This is a genomic window from Marisediminicola antarctica, from assembly GCF_009930795.1.
GTDB lineage: Bacteria > Actinomycetota > Actinomycetes > Actinomycetales > Microbacteriaceae > Marisediminicola > Marisediminicola antarctica.
In genome coordinates, this window is sequence record NZ_CP017146.1 from 587,643 (window position 1) to 607,362 (window position 19,720).

Below are 19,720 nucleotides of genomic sequence, written 5' to 3' on the forward strand. Positions count from 1 at the left end.
CTGTGCCTGTGCCGGTGCCTGAGCTGTGAGCCTGCGGCTCTGCCCGCCGCCCGAGCGGGCGCGCTGTGACCGCGTTTGCCCGTTGCACCCGCGGTCACGCGTTGCTCCCGCGCCTGGGCTGGTGCGCTGTGACCGCGTTTGCCCGTTGCACCCGCGTTAGCGCGCTGAGCCCGCGCAGCGACGTCTCCCTGAGCACCGTCTTGCGATGCGCGGGTGGTGCGCGTCCACGCGGGTGGTGCACCACCCGCGTCCGCGCGCGGCCCCGGCGCGACGTGAGTTCTCCCGCGCGTGCGCGTGACGCGCGCGCGACGGTCCGCCCGCGTCCGCGCGACGGTCCGCCCGCGTCCGCGCGACGGTCCGCCCGCGTCCGCGCGACGGTCCGCCCGCGTCCGCGCGCGGCCCCGGCGCGACGTGAGTTCTCCCGCGTGTGCGCGTGACGCCCGCCCAACTGCCCACCCTCTGTGACCCCACCTCCCGGAGACACGACTCGACGATCCGGACAGGTGGCCGCGCCCAGGTGGCGCCGCCCGGGCGGGTCGCCAGGCCGGACGATCCCGGCGCAGCCCTACTCCGCGCTGACCGACTTCGCCTCGCGGAACCGGCGGATGGCCGCGTTCGTCGACGGGTCGTGGTCGAGGGCCGAGTCGTCCTCCGCGGCGAGGTCGTCAGCGATCCGCCCGGCGAGCACCTTGCCGAGCTCGACCCCCCACTGGTCGAACGAATTGATACCCCACACGGTGCCCTGGGTGAAGACCTTGTGCTCGTAGAGCGCGATGAGCTGACCGAGCACGAACGGCGTAAGCGTCGGGGCGAGGATGGTGTTGGTCGGGCGGTTGCCGGGGAACACCCGGTGCGGTGCGACACCAGCATCCACCCCCGACGCGAGCACCTCTTCGAGGGACTTGCCGAACGCAAGCGCCTCGGTCTGCGCGAACATGTTCGCCATGAGCAGCGCGTGGTGGTCGCCGACCCGGCGCACCGGGCGTAGGAAGCCGATGAAGTCGCACGGCACGAGCTTGGTGCCCTGGTGGATGAGCTGGAAGAAGGCGTGCTGCCCGTTCGTCCCGGGCTGGCCCCAGACGATCGGGCCGGTCTGCACCTCCACCGCCTCGCCGTCGAGGCCGACCGACTTGCCGTTGCTCTCCATGTCGAGCTGCTGCAGGTAGGCGGGGAAGCGGGCCAGATACTGGCTGTAGGGCAGTACAGCATGGGTCTCGGTGCCCCAGAAGTTGTTGTACCAGATCCCGATCAGGCCCATCAGCACCGGGAGGTTCTGTTCGAGGGGCGCGCTGCGAAAGTGCTGGTCCATCGCCCGAAACCCGGCGAGCAGGTCGGCGAACCCGTCGCGGCCGATCGCAATGAGCAACGAGAGGCCGACGGCGGAGTCCATCGAGTAGCGGCCGCCCACCCAGTCCCAGAAGCCGAACATGTTCGCGGTGTCGATGCCGAACGCGGCGACCTCGGTGGCATTGGTAGACACGGCGACGAAGTGCTTCTCGACCGCCGCGGGGTCACCGAGACCCTCGAGCAGCCAGTCGCGGGCGGTGCGCGCGTTGGTGAGCGTCTCGAGGGTCGTGAAGGTCTTCGAGCAGACGATGAACAGCGTCTCCTCGGCGTCCAGATGCAGCAGCGCCTCGTCAATGTCGCCGCCGTCGACATTCGACACGAATTTCAGCGTGAGGTTGCGGTCGCTGTAGGCGGCGAGGGCGTCGTAGGCCATGGCCGGACCGAGGTCCGATCCGCCGATGCCGATGTTCACGATCGCGCGGATGCGCTTGCCGGTGTGTCCACGGAAGTCCCCCTGGCGGATGCTGTCGGCGAAGTCGCCCATCGCGTCGAGCACTGCGTGCACGGGCGCGACGACATCCTCGCCCTCGACGATGATCCTCTCCCCGCGAGCCGCGCGCAGTGCCACGTGCAGCACCGACCGGTTCTCGGTGACGTTGATGCGCTCGCCCGCGAACATCTGCTCGATGCGCTCGGGAACTCCGGTCGCCCGGGCCAGATCGCAGAGCAGACCGATGGTCCCGGTCGTGAGCAGATTCTTCGAGGCGTCGAGCACAAGCCCGCCGGACTCGAAGGTGAGATCGTCGTTGCGCGTGGGATCGGCGTCGAAGAGGGAGCGGATGCTGTCTCCCGCGACCTGCTCGTGATGGCGCGACAGCGCCTCCCACTCGGGTCGCAGTTGAACCGCGGTCGTCTCTGGCTTCGACATCGCTGTCACCTTTCCCGTGCCCGTCGCTGTTGCCGCTGGCATCCGATTCGCGCCCGCGGCCGTTGGGCGGACGTCATTCACCAGCTTGCCAGTCATCGGCGTCGAGCGCGCGGGCTGGCCGGGCATCTCTCGTCTGCATGGGGGAGGATGGAGTGGCCGGGGGTCGTCCGGGCCCCGACCGCGTTGCCGACTATCGGAGACCACCATGCCCTCACGCCCCGCCGTTATCGTGTTCGACGTCAACGAGACCCTGAGCGACATGGCGCCGCTCGCACAGCGGTTCGACGACGTTGGGGCGCCGCCGCAGCTCGCGGGCGAGTGGTTTGCCGCGCTCCTCCGCGACGGGTTCGCGCTCGCCGCCGTGGGCTCGAGTGCCCCGTTCGCGACCATCGCCGCCGAGCTGCTGCGCGCGCGCCTCGCCGGTTTCTCGCTCGACCGCGAACCCGGCGATGCCGTGAGCTACATCCTCGGCGGGTTCCGCGAGCTCGGGCTGCACGCCGATGTCGCCCCCGGCGTCCGCGCGCTCGGGGCGGTCGGGCACCGGCTCGTGACCCTCACCAACGGTTCGGCGCAGATCGCCCAGAAGCTCCTCGGCGATGCGGGGCTCGTAGACCAGTTCGAGGCAATGCTCACGGTCGAAAACGCCCCGGTCTGGAAGCCAGCGCGCGCGGCCTACCTTCACGCCGTCGTGCGCTGCGGGGCCGCCCCGGCCGACATGCTGCTCGTCGCGGTACACCCGTGGGACATCCACGGCGCATCCCTCGCCGGCCTCCGCACCGCGTGGGTGAACCGCAGTGGGGCGACCTACCCGAGCTACTTCGCCGCCCCGGACCACGTCGTGACGGGCATCGACGCTCTGCCGGCGCTGGTCGGCTGACGGATGCGGCGGGGATGCGTGGTGCCGGGTGCCGCGCGGGTCGGCTGACGGATGCGGCGAGGTCGTGTGGTGCCGGGTGCGGCGGAACGGGTGCTTCCGGATACCGCGGCTCAGCGCGACTCTGACCGCGGCCGGCGCGGCTCGGGTGCCGGCGGAACCGCCTTGGCCAGAGCGATGTCGGCGAGCGCGATCTCGACCGGACCCCGCTTCGTCTCGACGACACAGTTCGTGTCGTCGACGGAGGAGAGAAGGCCGAGCGCATCCGTCATCATGCCCTCAATGCGGTAGCGCACGACGATGCGGGCACCGGGGGTGGTGCCGGACACGAACCGTGCGGCATTTGCGCTCGCCGGACCGCTCGCCTGGCCACTCACGGGACCGCTCGCCTGACCAGTCACCGTACCGACCCGACTGCCCCGACTGCCCCGGCCGCCGCTACGACGCGAGTTCGCGCGTCAGCGCAGCGGCGAAGGCGTCGATGTCGGCCTCGGTGGTGTCGAAGGCGCACATCCAGCGCACCTCGCGGGTGGCCGGGTTCCAGTCGTAGAACCGGAAGGACTCGCGCACCCGGTCGGCGACTCCGGCCGGCAGGATCGCGAAGACCGCGTTCGCCTGCGTCTGCTGGGTGAGCGTGACTCCGTCGATGCCTTCGACGGCGGTGCGCAGCCGCTGCGCCATCGCGTTCGCGTGTGACGCGGACCTCAGCCACAGGTCCCCCTCGAGCAGCGCGATGAGCTGCGCCGAGACGAACCGCATCTTCGAGGCGAGCTGCATGTTCATCTTGCGCAGGTAAATCAAGCCCTGCGAGACATCCGGATTCAGCACCACGATCGCCTCGCCGAACAGCAGCCCGTTCTTGGTGCCACCGAAGCTCAGGATGTCGACCCCGGCATCGGTCGTGAACTCCCGGAACGGCACCCCGAGCGACGCGGCGGCGTTCGAGAGCCTGGCGCCGTCCATGTGCAGCGTCATGCCGCGCTCGTGCACGTGGTCGGCGATCGCGCGCACCTCGGCCGGTGTGTACGCGGTGCCGAGCTCGGTCGATTGGGTGATGCTCACGGCGAGCGGCTGCGCGCGGTGCTCGTCGCCCCAGCCCCACGCCTCGGTGTCGATGAGTTCGGGGGTGAGCTTGCCGTCGGGAACGGGCACGGTCAGCAGCTTGAGTCCCGCGATGCGCTCCGGCGCGGCGTTCTCGTCGGTATGGATGTGCGCGTTGCCGGTGCAGACGACGGCGCCCCACCGCGGCAGGATCGACTCGAGGCTGAGCACGTTCGCGCCGGTGCCGTTGAACACCGGGAATGCCTCGACCTGCTCGCCGAAGTGCTGCTGCATGACCTCCTGCAGCCTGGCCGTGTAGACGTCCTCGCCGTAGGCGACCTGGTGGCCGCCGTTCGCAGCGCCGATAGCGGCGATGACCTCCGGATGCGCGCCGGCGTAGTTGTCGGAGGCGAAGCCGCGGTAGGTCGTGTCGTGAAGCTGGGTCATGACACCAGTGTGCCATTCGCCGCTGGGCTGCTGCTGCCGTGCCCGTGCGTGCGGCGATTCGCGGATGCTGCGGTCGTGGCGCGCGCCGGCACTCGCCGTGTCGCGGCGCCCAACGCAGGAGTTTCTGCGCCACGCCGTCTCGTTTGGCGCGATGAGTCGGAGTGTTGCAGATTCTCCTGCCGAAGCGCGCCATCAGCGCGAAACTCAGCTGCCGAATGGCGCCACACCCCGCTACCGGCGCAGCGCTTCCCCCCGCTACCCGCGCAGCGCCTCGCGGAGCTTCACCCTCGTGCCGGTGCGCAGCAGCGCGTTCGAGTAGATCCGCGCACCGACCACAATGACGAACCCTGTGGTGACTGCGAGCACGAGGAGCGACACGAGCGGCTCCCACCACAGCGCCTCGCCGAGGAACAGCCGCATCGGCATCCCGACCGGTGCCGAGAATGGGATGTACGACATGACCGTCAGCACCGTGGGGTTGTCATTGAAGAAGATCACCGCGAGGTAGGGGAGCATTACGAGCGTCGTGACGGGGGAGATCACGGCGCCAAGATCCTCCTGGCGCGACACGAGCGAGGCCGCCGCCGCGAACATGGAGGCGAGCAGCACGAACCCGAACACGAAGAACACCACGAACCACGTCGCCGACGGGCCCACTTCGGCGAGCACGGAGCTCTGCCGCGTGATGAGCAGTCCGATCGACCCGAACAGCGCAATCAGCAGAGTCTGCCCGAACGAGAGGATGCTGTTGCCGACCACCTTGCCAGCGAGCAGCAGCCGGGCGGAGATCGTCGCGAGCAGCAGCTCGACGATGCGAGTCTGCTTTTCCTCCACGACGCTCTGCGCGATCGTCGAGCCGAAGGTGATTGTGGAGAGGAAGAAGACGAGGCCGAAGCCGAGCGCGACAAGGTAGGCGAAAAACGGATCCTGCTCTGCCGGATCGAGGATCCGCACGTCGGGCGCGATACTGAGCTGGGCAATGAGGCCGCCGGGCGCCGCGTCGAGGCCGATCACGGTGATCCCGAGCGGGGAGACCTCCGAGTTGGAGACGATTCCGGCGTCCACCTCGCCCGCGCGCACGAGCTCCTCCACCTCGGACACCTCGCTTACGAGGGTTTGGGCATATCCCGACATGTCGGGCAGCGCGTTGATGACCGAGCGCTGGATCGCGACTTTCGGCAGCTCGGCGTTCGCGCTCGCGATGCCGCCCACGACGATCGAGCCGAGCACAATGGCGAGCAGGATGCCGGTCGACACGAGAAAGCTCCGGCTGCGCAGCCGCGCAATGACCTCCCGGGCGGCGACGAGGCGGATGACGTTCGCCGCCGACAGCTTCGGCCGCGGGGCGTCGACGGGGCTGGGCGTGGCGTGCGCAGTCATTGGATGACCTCCCGGAAGATCTGGGCGAGCGACGGCCGCTTCCGTACGAAGCCCCTGACGGTGTCGGCGGCGATCGCCCGGCGGAGCACATCCTGGGCGAACGGCGGGGCAGCCACGTCAAACAGGGCACGACCGCTGGCGAGCTCGACGACGCGCACCCCGGGCACCTCGCGCACCCAGCTGGCGTCGCCGGCCACGAGAAGCTCGTAGCGCTGCCCGGAGTGCTCCTCGCGCAGGCCCTCCCTCGACCCGGTCGCGCGGATGCTGCCGTCGGCGATCACGACGAGGTCGTCGCAGAGTCGCTCGACGATGTCGAGCTGGTGCGAGGAGAACAGCACCGGGGCACCGGCATCCGCTCGGGACTTGAGCACCGTGAGCACGGTCTCGACGGCGATCGGGTCGAGGCCGGAGAACGGCTCATCGAGCACGAGCACTTCGGGATCGTGCACGAGGGCTGCGGCGATCTGAGCACGCTGCTGGTTGCCGAGCGACAGGCTCTGCACCGTGTCGCCTGCTCGCTCGCCGAGGCCGAGTTGGTCGAGCAGATCCGCGGTGTTGCGCTTCGCTGTGGCCCTGTCGAGCCCGTGCAGCCGGGCCAGGTAGACGAGCTGCTCGGCGACGCGCATCTTCGGGTACAGGCCGCGTTCCTCCGGCATGTAGCCGAACCGGCGTCGGTCCTCCGGGAGCAGGTCGTCGCCGTCGAGACGCACGGTTCCGGTATCCGCGCTCAGCACGCCGAGGATGATCCGCATCGTCGTGGTCTTGCCCGCGCCGTTGCTGCCGACGAATCCGGTCATGCGTCCCGGCAGCACATCGAAGGTAACGTCGTGCAGCACCTGCCGGTCGCCGAAGGACCGGCCGACCCCGCGTAGCTCGAGCATCCACGCCTCCTAGCGTTCCCTCAACTTTAGGTGGAGGAGGGTGTCGTGACGATCAACGCTCAGGCGCAGGTGTCTAGGCTCGCAGCATGAAAGCAACTGTGATCCATGGCGCCCGCGATGTCCGACTCGAGGAGGTGGCGAGCCCGGTCTTGAGCACCGGGGGAGACGCGATCGTGCGTGTGGTCGCGGCGTGCGTCTGCGGCTCTGACCTGTCGCCCTATCGCGGCGTGACCCCCGTCGAGGAGCCGACCCGCATCGGTCACGAGTTCGTCGGCATCGTCGAGGAGGTTGGGCCGGATGTCGCGCGCATCAAGGTCGGCGACTTCGTCATTGCCCCGTTCTACGACTGCGACATGACCTGCGCGAACTGCCTCAACGGAGTCAGTGCGTCGTGCCTGCACGGCGGCTGGTGGGGCAACGGCGACCGGATGGGAGGCTTCGCCGACGGAGCCCAGGGCGAATTCGTGAGGGTGCCGCACGCCGACGGCACGCTCGTTGCGACGCCGGAACAGCCGGACGCCGCGCTCGTACCGAGCCTGCTGGCGCTCTCCGACGTGATGGGCACCGGCCACCACGCGGCCGTGTCGGCCGGAGTGGGCGCCGAAAGCACCGTGGTCGTGGTCGGTGACGGCGCGGTCGGACTCTGCGCGATCCTTGCCGCGCGTCGCCTCGGAGCCTCGCGCATCGTCGCGATGTCCCGTCACGCCGACCGCCAGGCGCTCGCCCGCGAGTTCGGCGCGACCGACGTGATCGAGGAGCGCGGTGACGAGGGCGTCGAGCAGGTGAAGGCGCTCTTTGACGGGCTCGGCGCCGACTGCGTGCTCGAGTGCGTTGGCACCAAGGAGTCGATGGACCAGGCGATCCGCTCGGCCCGTCCCGGTGGCATGATCGGCTATGTCGGTGTGCCGAACGGCGGCGCGGAGCTGCCCATCCGTCGCCTCTTCGGCACCAACGTCGGAGTGAACGGCGGGGTCGCGCCGGTGCGCAACTACATCGAGGAGCTGCTGACGGAGGTGCTCGCGGGCACCCTCAACCCCGGCCCGGTTTTCGACCTCGAGCTCCCGCTGTCCGAGGTTGCGGAGGCCTACGCCGCGATGGACGAGCGCCGCGCGACGAAGGTGCTGCTGCGGCCGTAGCGCACTATGCGCCCCGCATCCGCCCGCATCGCCCCTCATCGCCCCTCATCGCCCCTCATCGCCCAGCAGCGCCTCTCAAATGCGGTGAGAGTACGTGAAATGGTGCCTGCGGATGCTGAGGAGCAGCCGTTTCGCGTACTCTCACGATGCTGCGGGCGGCTGGGTCCTCACTGCCGGATGCGTGAGGCCGGCCAGCGGCTACAGCCGGATGCGCTGCCCGTTGAGCACGAAGGCTGGCGCATCCCAGAGCGAAACGACCCGCTCGGCGAGCATCTCGACGGGGGTGAAGCCCTCCTCGTCACCGAGCGCCTTGACCACGAAGGACACCGCAGCCGAGTTGCCCGGCTTCGCCCACGCGCTCGCGATCGACGCGACCCAGGTCTCCGCGGCGCCCTTCAGGGTCGCGTAATTCGCGTTGCCCCAGGTCGGCTTGTCGACGGCGGTCGAACTGACGATCGCGAGCCGACCGGCCTCCGACGCCCCGAGGTCGTTGCGCAGTGCGGCGGAGGTGTGCCGCAGGGTGGTCATGACCCGCTCCTCGAGCCAGACCCAGTCACGGTCGGCGTGCCCGGAGCGCCAGCCGCCAACGAGGTGGATGAGACCGTCGACCGAGCCGACCTCGTGGTGGACGGCGCGCACCAACTCCTCGACCGCGCCCCCATCGGCGAGGTCGCAGACGAATCGGTGCTCGGCGCGCACGCCGGCGAGCTTGTCCATCTTCGATCCCACGGCGACCACATTGGCCCCGGCGTCGGCCAGCGCCGCGCACACCGCGTGACCGGCCTCACCCGTCGCGCCCGCGACCATGACCGTGCGGCCGAAGACACCGCGAACGGCGGCATCCGTTTCTGTAACGTTCGACATGTTCTCCACCTTCGATTCAGAAGTGCCTGATCCGAGCGTAGCCACCACGCGGGGGTGTGGGAGGGGCCTTCGGACCTCAGGTCGACGGCCCCCGCCCGCTACGCGCTTTCCGCCGTGATCCCCGCGGTCGACTCGATGACCGCGGCCATCTTCTTCGAGAGGGCCTCATAGAACATCGAGAGCGGGAATTCGTCATCGAGCACGGCATCCGTCAGTCCCTTGGCCGGACCGTCGAGCGGCAGCTCGCGGGTTGCCCACTTCGAGGCCGGATGCGGCGTCAGCGTCGCCGCGACGAGGTCGTACGCCGCGAGCCAGTGCGCCACCTTGGGACGGTCAATCGAACGCCAGTACAGCTCGTCGATCTGGGCACCGAGGGCCACAATTACGTCGGGCACGTCGGCCCAGTCGATCGTGAGGCGCGTGTCGGTCCAGTGCAGCACGTGGTGCTGGTGCAGCCACGCGAACAGCAGCTGCCCGCCGACGCCGTCGTAGTTGCGCACCCGGCTGCCCGTGAGGGCGAACCGGAAGATGCGGTCGAACAGCACCGCGTACTGCACGAGCTTCGCGTGCTCGCGCGTCACATCGTCGGTGTCCTCCGCGCGGGACATCCGCACCGCCTCCCGGTACGCGGTGAGGTCGCAGCGCAGTTCCTCGAGCGAGTAGAGGAAGTACGGCATCCGCTGCTTGATCATGAACGGGTCGAACGGCAGGTCGCCGCGCATGTGCGTGCGGTCGTGGATGAGATCCCACATCACGAAGGTCTCTTCGGTGAGGTGCTGGTCGTCGAGCAGCGCCGCCGCGTCCTCCGGCAGTTCGAGCCGGGTGATGGATGCCGCCTGGCGCACGACCCGGCGGAACCGGGCGGCCTCACGGTCGGCGAAGATCGCGCCCCAGCTGAAGGTGGGGATCTCGCGCATCGCCACCGTCTCGGGAAACAGCACCGCCGAATTCGTCTCGTAGCCGGGGGTGAAGTCGAGGAACCGGATCGGCACGAACAGCTTGTTCGAGTACTCGCCGGCTTCAAGCTCGGCGACGAACTCGGGCCAGATGACCTCGATCAGAACCGCTTCGACGAGGCGGCTGCTGCTGCCGTTCTGGGTCACCATCGGGAACACGACGAGGTGCCGCATCCCGTTCACGCGGGTGTGTTGCGGCTGGAACTCGGTGAGTGCATTGAGGAAGTCGGGAACCCCGAACCCGCTCGCCTCCCACCTGCCGAAGTCGTCGTCGAGCGCCGCGAGGTAGGCGGCATCGTGCGCGAAGAGCGGCGCCAGATGAATCACGCTGCGGCGGATCGTCGCGACGAGTGCGCGGACCTGTGGGTGGGCGGCCTCGTCGGGGATGCTCCCGTCTTTCAGCTGGTGCGCCTGCAGGGCGGTCGCTGCCGCCTTGAGCTCCTGCCAGGCGGGGTGCGCGATGAGCTCGGATGCCGAGGCGCCGGCCTCGTCTTCGAGAACCTCGGGTTCCCCGACGACTGCTGTGCTGGTGCTGATGCGTTCTGACATGGGTGGACCTCCGATCCTCGTGAGTTGTGGCCCGGGCGCAACAAAAACGCCCTTCGTTCCGAGCCTAACGAGCAATCCGCGCTTTTTGCTTGCGATCGGCGCTCGAAACACGCGTCGGAGGAGGTCTCGGCGGCCGTGCGCGCGCGCCGTCAGAGCCCGTGAAGTCAGAGACCGTGCAGCGCGAGCCATCCGCCGAGCACCCGGTTGAACGCCTCGGGGCTCTCGACACTGGGCAGGTGGGCGGCGTCGGCGAAGCGCGCGCTCGTCACCCCCGGGATCGTGGCGGCGAGAAATTCGAAGGCCGCGAGCTGCTCGGTGACGTCGCTCTCACCGACAGTGACGAGCGCCGGCATCCGCAGGTCGAGCAGCCGGTCGAACGCCGGCGGATCGAGGTGCTCGGGCCGGGGCCGCTCGCCGACCCTGGCGAGGTTGGTGCGGTTGAGCGAGTAGGCCAGGTCGACGAATTCGGGGTCGAGCCGGGTCTGGTCCCTCGTCGGGCCGATCGACCAGAGTCGCACTTCGAGCTCGTTGAGCGCCGCCCAGTCCTCCGCGGCGAAGGCGCGGTCCATCGCGTCGAGAATCTCGTGCTCACGGGCGGACGGCTCCAGGTCGGGGAAGCCGCTCGGGCCCGAGCCGACCGTGGCGAGGCCCGCGACCCGGTCGGGGCTCTCGAGGGCGAGGTCGATCGCGATTCCGCCGCCTCTCGAGCATCCGACCACGGTCGCCCTGGCGATGCCGAGGTGATCGAGGAGGTCGCGCGCGTCCTCCCGGTCGGAGAAATCGACATTCCGCGTCGAGGTATTGCCGAACCCCCTCGTGTCGTACCGGATGACGAAGTGGTCGCGGTCGAGCATCGGCACGAGGCCGTCCCACATGCGCAGGTTGGCGACTCCCGCGTGGATGAGCAGAACGGCGGGGTCGGATATGTGGCCGGCGGTCTCGTAGTGGAGGACGGCTCCGTTGACGTCGAGTTGTGGCACGTATCGAGGTTATCGCGGCGGGTGGGAGGTGCGCGAGGAAGTCTTGCGCGGCAGCGCAGGCCGGCAGTGCGGCTGCGGCAGACTGGAGCCAGCGCGCGTGCAGCCGACGCATCGTGAGCCAACACGTCGAAGGGGGAGCATGCAGGGGATACTCACCGGGTTCGGCATCATCGGGTCGGTCATCGCCGTCGGCTACATCGTTGGCCGTACCGGGATCCTTGGCCCGCACGCGCGCTTCGTGCTCAGCCGGATCGTGTTCTTCGTGCTCTCCCCGTCGCTGCTCTTCACCGTGCTCGCGGATGCCGACGTGAAGGTGCTCTTCTCGTCGCTGCTTGTCGTGGCGGCGATCACGGCGGTCGCGTCGTTCGTCATCTACGGAGTGGCCGCGTTCGCGATCTGGCGCCGCCCGCTGCCGGAGGGGGCGATCGGTGTCGCGGCGTCCGGCTGGGTCAACGCGAACAACATCGGTATTCCCGTGGCGGTGTACGTAATCGGCGACGCGGCAAGCGTCGCTCCGGTGATCATGCTCCAACTCATCGTCTTCACCCCGATCCTGCTGACGATCCTCGACGTCGCCACGAGCGGTCGCACCTCGGTTGCGCGTGTGCTGTCGCAGCCGCTGCGCAATCCGATCATCATCGGCTCGGTGCTCGGCGCGATTCTCTCCGTGACGCAGGTGGAACTTCCGGATGCCGTCATGGAGCCGTTCCGGCTGGTCGGCGCCGCCGCGGTGCCGGTGGTGCTGATCGCGTTCGGGATGTCGCTGCACGGGCAGCGCGCGCTCGCCGCGGGCACGCAACGCCGCGACGTGATTCTCGCCTCCTCGATCAAGCTCGCGGTCATGCCGCTCCTGGCCTGGATGCTCGGCCGGTTCGTGTTCGGCCTCGACGACGACCAGCTCTTCGCGATCGTCGTGATGGCTGCGCTGCCGACCGCGCAGAACGTGTTCAACTACTCCCAGCGGTACGACCGCGGCGAGATCATCGCGCGCGACACGGTGCTCATCACGACGATCGGCTCGGTTCCCGTTCTGCTCGTGGTCGCGCTGCTGCTCAACTGAGCTAGAAGATCATCGGGCGGTCGTCGTCTTCGAGGCTGCCGAGATCCACGTCGACGACGACGGGAACGTGGTCGCTGGGCGCGTCGCCCTTGCGCTCGTCGCGGTCGATCCGCCCCGCGGTGACAAGCTCGTCGAAGCCGTGGGAGCCGAGGATGAAGTCGATCCGCATGCCCTCGTTGCGCGGGAACCGCAGCTGCTGGTAGTCCCAGTAGGTGTATCCCTCGACCCCGCGCGTGCGCAGCGCATCGATGAGTCCGGCCTTCTCGAACGCCGCAAAGGCGTCCCGTTCGGGCTGGCTCACGTGGGTGTGCGCCTCGAACAGCGCAATGTCCCAGACATCGGTGTCGAGCGGGGCGATGTTGAAGTCGCCCATGAGGGCGAGAGGCTGGTCCGGATGCTCGGCGAGCCAGCCCGAGGTCTCCGCGGCGAGCTTCGCGAGCCAGTCGAGCTTGTAGGGGTAGTGCGGATCGGTGAGCCCACGCCCGTTCGGCACGTACAGGCTCCAGAGCCGCACCCCGTTTACCGTCACTCCAAGCGAACGCGCCTCCTGCGGTAACGCGCCGCTCTCGTCGGGCTTGCCGAAGCCGGGGGCGGAGTCGAATCCGCGCGTCACGTCCTCGATCGGCAGCCGACTCGCGAAGGCGACGCCGTTCCACTGGTTGAGACCATGCAGCACGACGTCGTAGCCGGCTTCGTCGAACGGCGCAAAGGGAAACTGGCTCTCCTTGCACTTGATCTCCTGCATCGCGAGCACGTCGATGTCTTCGCGCACGAGCCAGTCGACGACGCGACCGACTCTCGTTCGAATCGAATTGACGTTCCAGGTCGCTACTCGCATGCGTTAACGCTACCGGCGACGCGCTGACTACCCGCACCGCACCCCTTTGTCAATCGGCCTGCGCCGGGCGGCGCACCGATCTACGGTCGAGTCATGGTGCGCCGCAATCGGTCCGAGAATCACTACTCCACAACGGATGCGCTGGAGTGGTTCCTCTCGTCGGAGGCGGCCACGGAACTTCACCGGCCCGTTGATTCCCTCCCGGACCCCGCGCCGGACCCGCACCCGGACCCGGCGCCACCACGCCACCGGACACCGGCAGCACGCCACCCGGCTCCGCGGCCACCAGCATCCTTCGACCCGCACCTTGTCGCGTTGTCAGTTCCGGCCCGTCCCAGGGCAACCTCCGGCAAACGCCACCCGACGCTGCGGATGGCGGAGGTGATCGTCGCGACCGCGCTCGTGTTTCCCCTGTCGGTCGGCGCCGTGGCGGCCATTGTCGACAAGGGAATGGACGCGGAGTACGTGAGCCTGCCCGAGGGTGTGACGGCACCTCGTTCGGAATCGCGTGAGCCACTCGACAGCAGGGCCAGCGAGAATGCGGCGGGCGACTCCGTGGCCGACGGAGAGGCCGTGATCGACGATCCCGTCGCGGCCGTTCCGCCAGCCGAGGCTGCGCGCCAGTATCCGGCCCTCCTGCCGTTGTGGCCCCAGCCCTCCGTGACGATAAGCCCGGCCGCATCGACGGATGCTCCAGGCGCGGCGCCCGAACCCGCGGCGCCCGGCCCCGTCACTCCGGGCCCTGCCGCGCCCGGCCCTGCCGCGCCGGGCCCTGCCGCGCCGGGCCCTGCCGCGCCGGGCCCTGCCGCGCCCGGCCCTGCCGCTCCAGCCCCTGCCGCGCCCGGCCCCGTCGCGCCCGGCCCCGCCGGTCCGGGGCCCGCGACGCCCGACCCCGCCGTGCCGGGCGCGCCGACGGCCCCTGTGACTCCGCCAGCGGATCCGGCAACTACCCCGCCGCCGGACCGTGTGCCGGACCCACCGGCCGCCCCGATCCCCGCGGCCGACCCCGCCACGACCCCGACCAGCCCGTCTGGGACAGTTCCCAAAGACGAAAAAGTGAAGAAAGAACCCAAAGGCACCGGGGCGGAAGCCGCCTAGGCGGAGCTCACCGGCGAAACCTGACCTGGCCAGCGACCCGGCGGGTGGAGCGCCCAACCGTCGCGCGGGCGAGGAGGTTCGAGCGCACCTCCACTCTCTCGTCTAATGTGAGTGTCGTGACAGACGCGCGCGCCAAACTCATCGACGCAATTTCAGCGGAGGCCGTGTTCCACGGCGACTTCACGCTGACAAGTGGCAAGAAGGCCACGTACTACGTCGACCTCCGCAAGGTGAGCCTCGATCACCGCGTCGCGCCGCTCATCGGCCAGGTCATGATCGACCTGATCTCCGAGATCCCCGACGTCACCGCTGTCGGCGGAATGACGATGGGGGCAGACCCTGTCGCCGCAGCCATCCTTCATCAGGGAGCCGCTCGAGGGCTGGCCTACGACGCGTTCGTCGTGCGCAAGGAGCCCAAGGACCACGGCCGGGGCAAGCAGGTCGAGGGCCCGGACCTCAAGGGCAAGCGCGTCATCGTGCTCGAGGACACCTCCACCACCGGCGGCTCCCCGCTCGCCGCGATCGCCGCGCTCAACAAAGTCGGCGCGATCGTCGTCGCCGTTGCCGTCGTCGTCGACCGCAACACCGGAGCCAAGGAGATCATTGAGGCCGCAGGCTATCCGTACTACTCCGCGATCGGCCTCGCAGACCTGGGGCTCGACGGATGAACCGGCAGGACCAAGACCCCCACGATTGGCTGACCGCCCAGTTCGACGACGACCTGGACGACGAGAACGCGGGAACGGATGCTGCGGATGCCGACGCCGTCGACTCGACCGCGGCGACCGGGGCATCCTTCAGCTGGGGGTTGCGACCGACCGCCAGCCCGCTCGAGCGTGAGCCCGACGTGGTGGTGCCCGAGTCGTTTTTTCCCGCACTGAAGGCGGAGCTACCCGCAGTCGAGCCGAACGATGTCGCCGCACAGACCGTCGCCGCGGCGCCCGTGTCCGCTGCGGCGCCCGTGTCCGCTGCGACGGCGGCCGCGCCTCCGCAGCCTGACCGCCCGTTCTATCCGCCGCCGCCCGCAATCTCGCCCGCAATCTCGCCCGCGACGCAGCGCGGGAGTGAGCCGTTCGCCGAGCCGTTCGCCGACCCCGTATCCGCACTCGCGTTCTCCGCCGACCCAATCCAGCCAGCTGGTGTGACGGGGGCCACTATATCGATTGCGGAGGTCCTCGATGCCCCGTCGCCGCGTCGCGCAGCGCGCGAGGCGGCGGCCCGCGACGAGGCCGCACGCGAGGAGGCGACCCGCGATGACATCCCTGCCGCCCAGGCGGGAGCGGACGAACCCGACGAGGACGGGATCGACGACCCTGTCGACCCCCACGCGCCGTTCACCCCGCGGGCACAGGCGCCGCTCACCCCGACCGTCCCCGTCGTGCCGCCGACGGTTCAGGTCGCAGCCAATCCCGTTGCTGCCACCGGCGCGGCGCGCTTCGATGTGCCGATAGTGCCGACGGCCGAGGGCCCCGCTATCGCCGGTCGCGCGCAGTCGGTCGCGAGTCGCGAAGCCGGTACGAAGGCTGCGCCGTCTCGCACGCGGAAGATCCTGCTGCTCGTCGGCATCGTGCTGCTCGTCGCACTGGCGATCGTGCTCACGTTCGTACTCGCCCAGCCTGCGGATGCCGCGCACGTCACCGGCGCGCTCGACGTTGCCGTCGTCCGCGCGGAGTCCGTGGGGCTCGCCAGCTTCTGACCGCGCGGTCCACACGCCCGAACGGGGGGCTCACGTGACTAGACAGGTTCGTCTATTCTGAAAAAAATCTCGCGAAAAGCGAGAGTGCCCCGCAGTTCGAGGAATGGATTCTGTCGTTTTGGCCACTCAGTCTGTTCCACACATCCGGCGCGCGGCACCCACTTGGCGCAGGTTCGGCGGGTTCGTCACCTCGCTCACGGTGCTCCTCACGGTGCTCGTGCCGGCGGCCGGCTCGGCGGCCAGCGATTTCGTCATCGACGAGGGCACCCTGGTCGAGGTCGAGGGCACGCTGTTGGTGCTGGCCGGACAGGAGTCAGCCGAGGACCACGCCGCACACGATGTGCACGGGCCGCGTGAGCTGACGACGCTGCTGCCCGATGAGATTCGCCTGGTCACCGACGACGGGACCTCGATCCCGCTGGGCGGTGGGCTGCCCGAGAACGTCGAAACCGGCGACCGCTTGCGCGGAACCCTGTCGGTTCCCGCGGACTCGATCGGCGCAATCAACAACTCCATCGCCGAGGCGATCGCAGGGGAGACGCGGCAGGGGATCGTCGACCACGACTCCGTGGTCGGGCAGGAGATCATCGACGCGAGTGAGGCGCTCGACACCCCGCTCGTCGTCGACGACGCGATGATCACCCCGGAGACCAGCGCGGCCATCTCGGCCGTCGCTCACACCCTTGAGGTCATCGTCGTCACGCTTCCCGCCGACCCTGCCAACATCGTCGCGTCCGACGGCGCCCTGCAGACGCTCACAAGCAGGCTCAGCGGGTTCTGGAACTCGCAGACCAACGGGCAGGTCGCCAGCTTCTCGATCACCGGTTCCGTGCGACGCGTCGTCTCCGCCAACGCCTGCAATCCTCAGGCGATGTGGGATGAGGGCGCGGAGCTCTTCAACGCACCGACCACAACGTGGTGGATGTCCGCCGGCCGGCACATGCTGGTCGTCGCACCGAACGAGTGCGGCGGCGGCACGGGCAAAGGCACCGTCGGGTCCGTGCCCAGCGGCGGGCTGGCGTATGCCGCCTACTCTGCGCCCACCTTCGAGCAGACGGTGGGTCACGAGCTCGGCCACAACCTGAGCCTTCGCCACTCGAACGCCATGCAGTGCGACGAGGTGACCGCGTGCGCCGACACGGAGTACGCCGACTTCTACGACGTGATGGCCGCGGGATATGCCTTCAACGGCGTGGGTAACGCGCAGCTCCCGGCCCTCAACGTCACGCAGAAGAAGCGCGTCAACGGCCTGGGCAACGATCTCGTCACTGTGTCCCTGCCCTCGACCGTGGCAGCTGCCTCGACCGCCTTCACGCTGAACCCGGCCTCGGCGACATCCGGGATTCGCGGACTCGAGGTCGTCGACCCGACCACCGGAGCCGTCTACTACGTGGAGTACCGCTCCGGCACGGGCATCGACGCCAACTCGATCTATTCCCGTGCCGTGGTGCCGGGCTACGCGCCGGGGCTCCGGATACTCAGAATCCGCGACAACAACACCTCGGCCGCGCTCACCCTGGCGAACTCCACCTATCGCAACCACTACCTCAAGCCGGGGCAGTCCCTCACGTCGCTCGGAGACGGCGCCAACATCCTTTTCACGTCGAGCGGGGCGACTGCACAGGTCGTCGTCACCCTCGGGATAGCGCCGAAGGCCATGAACACCGCCACGCCGACCATCTCCGGAACAGTCAAGGTCGGCGCGCGACTCACCGCGAACGCGGGAACCTGGTCGCCGGCACCGGTGTACCTCTCCTACCAGTGGCTCCGCAACGGGACCGCCATCAGCGGAGCGACATCCAACACCTACGTCCCGACCCTCGCCGATGTGCGCAGCAAGATCAGCGTGAAAGTCACCGGCACCAAGTCTGGCTACGCGTCCGTCAGCCGGTGGTCGGCATCCACCGTCACGGTCCCGCTTGCCGTGCAACGATTCGGGGGAGCCGACCGCTACGCAACCGCGATCACCATGTCGCGCACCTTCGCTCCCGGCGTCGGCGTGCTCTACGTCGCGCGGGGAAGCGACTACCCCGACGCGCTGAGCGCGGCTCCGGCCGCCGCCGCTGCCGGCGGAGCGCTGCTGCTCGTCACCACCACCGAAATTCCAGCAGCCGTGAAGGCCGAGATCGAGCGGCTGAAGCCGAAGAAGATCATCGTGGTCGGCAGCACCGGTTCGATCAACGCCGCCGTCTACACCCAGCTGGCAAAACTTACCCAGTCAATCACCCGGCACGGCGGCGCCGACAGGTACGCGTCGTCGCGGGTCATCGTCGACGCCGCGTTCGGAGTCACCGGCGTCGACCGGGTCTACCTGGCGACCGGACGGAACTTCCCCGACGCTCTCTCCGCGAGCGCCGCCGCCGGGGCTAACAACGGTGCCGTCATCCTCGTCGACGGTTCCACCGGCACGCTGGATGCGGCGACCATCGACCTGATCCGCAAGTTGAACCCGACGGACATCGTGCTGGCTGGAGGGCCGGCCGTGCTCTCGACCGGCATCGAGAACTCGGCCAAGGCGCTGAAGCTGCCGGGCGGAACACTCCGCCTGATGGGCCCCGACCGGTTCTCGACCTCCCTCGCGCTCAATGACAACGCTTTCACGACGGCGAGCACCGTTTACATCGCCACCGGGTACAACTTCCCCGATGCCCTCGCGGGAGCGCCTCTCGCCGGAACGAACAACGCCCCTCTCTACGTCGTGCCGGGCGGCTGCGTCCCGAAGGCCACGGTCGCGGCAATCAACGAATACGGGGCGACGAAACTCGTGCTTCTGGGCGGCACCTCGACAGTGTCGACCGCAGTCGAGCGACTCGCCCCCTGCGCCGTCTAGCCAGCGGGAGACGAGCGCGGCCCTCCGACGCTAGACGACAGGCTCTTCCGGCATCAGATTGTCGTCGATCCCAACCGCGAACGGTTCGCCGTCGACCAGGTCGATGACTCCGTTCAGGATCTCGTCTGGGCGGAACGGATAGCGGTCGATCTCGGCCTGGTCGCTGATTCCGGTGAGCACGAGGATGGTGTGCAGCCCGGCCTCGATGCCCGCCACGATGTCGGTGTCCATGCGGTCGCCGATCATGCCGGTGTTCTCCGAGTGCGCGCCGATCTTGTTCATCGCCGAGCGGAACATCATCGGGTTCGGCTTGCCCACGACGTAGGGCTCCATGCCGGTCGCCTTGGTGATGAGGGCCGCGACGGCACCCGTCGCGGGCATCGGCCCCTCGGCCGACGGTCCCGTCGCATCCGGATTCGTCACGATGAACCGGGCGCCCGCGAGGATGAGCCTGATTGCGCGGGTGATCGCCTCGAACGAGTAGTTGCGCGTCTCGCCGATGACGACGTAGTCGGGGGAGGTATCGGTCATCACGAAGCCGGCTTCGTGCAGCGCCGTGGTGATTCCCGCCTCGCCGATCACGAACGCGGAGCCGCCCGGGCTCTGCGACGCCAGGAAGTCCGCCGTCGCGAGGGCGGACGTCCAGAGAAACTCCTCGGGAACGTCGAGGCCGGATGCCTTGAGCCGGGCGCTCAGGTCGCGCGGCGTGAAAATTGAGTTGTTGGTGAGCACGAGGAAGGGCTTGCCCTGGTCTCGCCACTGCTGGAGGAGTTGTGAAGCGCCGGGCAGGGGTTTGTTCTCGTGTACGAGCACACCGTCCATGTCGGTGAGCCAGCATTCGATTTCGTCGCGTTTTGCCATGGCCACATCGTAGC

The 19,720-nt window shown here is 68.9% G+C and carries 17 protein-coding genes; 7 read left to right on the plus strand and 10 right to left on the minus strand.

Going from position 1 to position 19,720, the window contains the following annotated elements:
- Window positions 1–565: 565 nt before the first annotated feature.
- Entirely contained in the window at window positions 566–2,215 is a 1,650-nt protein-coding gene (gene pgi / locus BHD05_RS02805; protein WP_161885079.1) for a glucose-6-phosphate isomerase, read from the minus strand.
- A gap of 205 nt (window positions 2,216–2,420) precedes the next feature.
- Here pgi and BHD05_RS02810 point away from each other — a divergent pair, with 205 nt between their 5' ends.
- Window positions 2,421–3,092: a haloacid dehalogenase type II gene (locus tag BHD05_RS02810; RefSeq protein ID WP_161885080.1), complete on the plus strand. Its 672-nt coding sequence runs from the start codon at window positions 2,421–2,423 to the stop codon at window positions 3,090–3,092.
- Between the two features lie 110 nt (window positions 3,093–3,202).
- Here BHD05_RS02810 and BHD05_RS02815 read toward each other — a convergent pair whose 3' ends face one another.
- The 4 genes from BHD05_RS02815 to BHD05_RS02830 all read right to left on the minus strand — a co-directional run bounded on the left by BHD05_RS02815 (window position 3,203) and on the right by BHD05_RS02830 (window position 6,838).
- Window positions 3,203–3,490 carry a putative acetyltransferase gene (locus BHD05_RS02815; protein WP_236966622.1) on the minus strand — a complete coding sequence of 96 codons (288 nt, stop codon included), beginning with the start codon at window positions 3,488–3,490 and terminating at the stop codon, window positions 3,203–3,205.
- A gap of 37 nt (window positions 3,491–3,527) precedes the next feature.
- On the minus strand, window positions 3,528–4,577 hold the full coding sequence (locus BHD05_RS02820; RefSeq protein WP_161885081.1) for a threonine aldolase family protein: 1,050 nt from the start codon (window positions 4,575–4,577) through the stop codon (window positions 3,528–3,530).
- A gap of 255 nt (window positions 4,578–4,832) precedes the next feature.
- The gene (locus tag BHD05_RS02825; RefSeq protein WP_161885082.1) at window positions 4,833–5,957 is read right to left on the minus strand and encodes an ABC transporter permease; all 1,125 of its coding nucleotides are present in this window, start codon (window positions 5,955–5,957) and stop codon (window positions 4,833–4,835) included.
- Complete coding sequence (locus BHD05_RS02830) at window positions 5,954–6,838, minus strand: ABC transporter ATP-binding protein (protein ID WP_161885083.1); 885 nt, start codon at window positions 6,836–6,838, stop codon at window positions 5,954–5,956. Before BHD05_RS02830 ends, BHD05_RS02825 begins: the two co-directional genes overlap by 4 nt.
- 86 nt (window positions 6,839–6,924) lie before the next feature.
- Between BHD05_RS02830 and BHD05_RS02835 the strand changes: the two genes are divergently transcribed.
- Entirely contained in the window at window positions 6,925–7,974 is a 1,050-nt protein-coding gene (locus BHD05_RS02835) for a zinc-dependent alcohol dehydrogenase family protein (protein WP_161885084.1), read from the plus strand.
- Window positions 7,975–8,172: 198 nt separating this feature from the next.
- On the opposite strand, the gene BHD05_RS02840 is transcribed toward BHD05_RS02835, so the two are convergent.
- From BHD05_RS02840 to BHD05_RS02850, 3 genes are all read right to left on the minus strand, one after another.
- The gene (locus tag BHD05_RS02840) at window positions 8,173–8,838 is read right to left on the minus strand and encodes an SDR family NAD(P)-dependent oxidoreductase (protein WP_161885085.1); all 666 of its coding nucleotides are present in this window, start codon (window positions 8,836–8,838) and stop codon (window positions 8,173–8,175) included.
- 98 nt (window positions 8,839–8,936) lie between these two features.
- Complete coding sequence (locus BHD05_RS02845) at window positions 8,937–10,343, minus strand: DUF6421 family protein (RefSeq protein WP_161885086.1); 1,407 nt, start codon at window positions 10,341–10,343, stop codon at window positions 8,937–8,939.
- Window positions 10,344–10,507: 164 nt separating this feature from the next.
- Complete coding sequence (locus BHD05_RS02850) at window positions 10,508–11,323, minus strand: alpha/beta fold hydrolase (protein WP_161885087.1); 816 nt, start codon at window positions 11,321–11,323, stop codon at window positions 10,508–10,510.
- A 139-nt stretch (window positions 11,324–11,462) separates the two neighbouring features.
- Between BHD05_RS02850 and BHD05_RS02855 the strand changes: the two genes are divergently transcribed.
- Window positions 11,463–12,383 (plus strand): AEC family transporter, encoded by a 921-nt coding sequence (locus tag BHD05_RS02855; protein ID WP_161885088.1) that lies wholly within the window; start codon window positions 11,463–11,465, stop codon window positions 12,381–12,383.
- A gap of 1 nt (window position 12,384) precedes the next feature.
- On the opposite strand, the gene BHD05_RS02860 is transcribed toward BHD05_RS02855, so the two are convergent.
- Entirely contained in the window at window positions 12,385–13,221 is an 837-nt protein-coding gene (locus BHD05_RS02860; RefSeq protein ID WP_161885089.1) for an exodeoxyribonuclease III, read from the minus strand.
- A gap of 372 nt (window positions 13,222–13,593) precedes the next feature.
- Here BHD05_RS02860 and BHD05_RS15650 point away from each other — a divergent pair, with 372 nt between their 5' ends.
- The 4 genes from BHD05_RS15650 (at window position 13,594) to BHD05_RS02880 (ending at window position 18,845) form a co-directional block, all read left to right on the plus strand.
- The gene (locus BHD05_RS15650; protein ID WP_202614280.1) at window positions 13,594–14,319 is read left to right on the plus strand and encodes a hypothetical protein; all 726 of its coding nucleotides are present in this window, start codon (window positions 13,594–13,596) and stop codon (window positions 14,317–14,319) included.
- A gap of 116 nt (window positions 14,320–14,435) precedes the next feature.
- Window positions 14,436–14,987, plus strand: coding sequence for an orotate phosphoribosyltransferase (pyrE, locus tag BHD05_RS02870; RefSeq protein ID WP_161885090.1), 552 nt, complete (start codon window positions 14,436–14,438; stop codon window positions 14,985–14,987).
- Complete coding sequence (locus tag BHD05_RS02875) at window positions 14,984–16,015, plus strand: hypothetical protein (RefSeq protein ID WP_161885091.1); 1,032 nt, start codon at window positions 14,984–14,986, stop codon at window positions 16,013–16,015. The genes pyrE and BHD05_RS02875 overlap by 4 nt, the downstream gene beginning before the upstream one ends.
- Before the next feature lie 118 nt (window positions 16,016–16,133).
- On the plus strand, window positions 16,134–18,845 hold the full coding sequence (locus BHD05_RS02880) for a cell wall-binding repeat-containing protein (protein WP_161885092.1): 2,712 nt from the start codon (window positions 16,134–16,136) through the stop codon (window positions 18,843–18,845).
- A gap of 30 nt (window positions 18,846–18,875) precedes the next feature.
- Here BHD05_RS02880 and BHD05_RS02885 read toward each other — a convergent pair whose 3' ends face one another.
- Window positions 18,876–19,706, minus strand: coding sequence for an HAD-IIA family hydrolase (locus BHD05_RS02885; protein WP_161885093.1), 831 nt, complete (start codon window positions 19,704–19,706; stop codon window positions 18,876–18,878).
- Window positions 19,707–19,720: the final 14 nt, after the last annotated feature.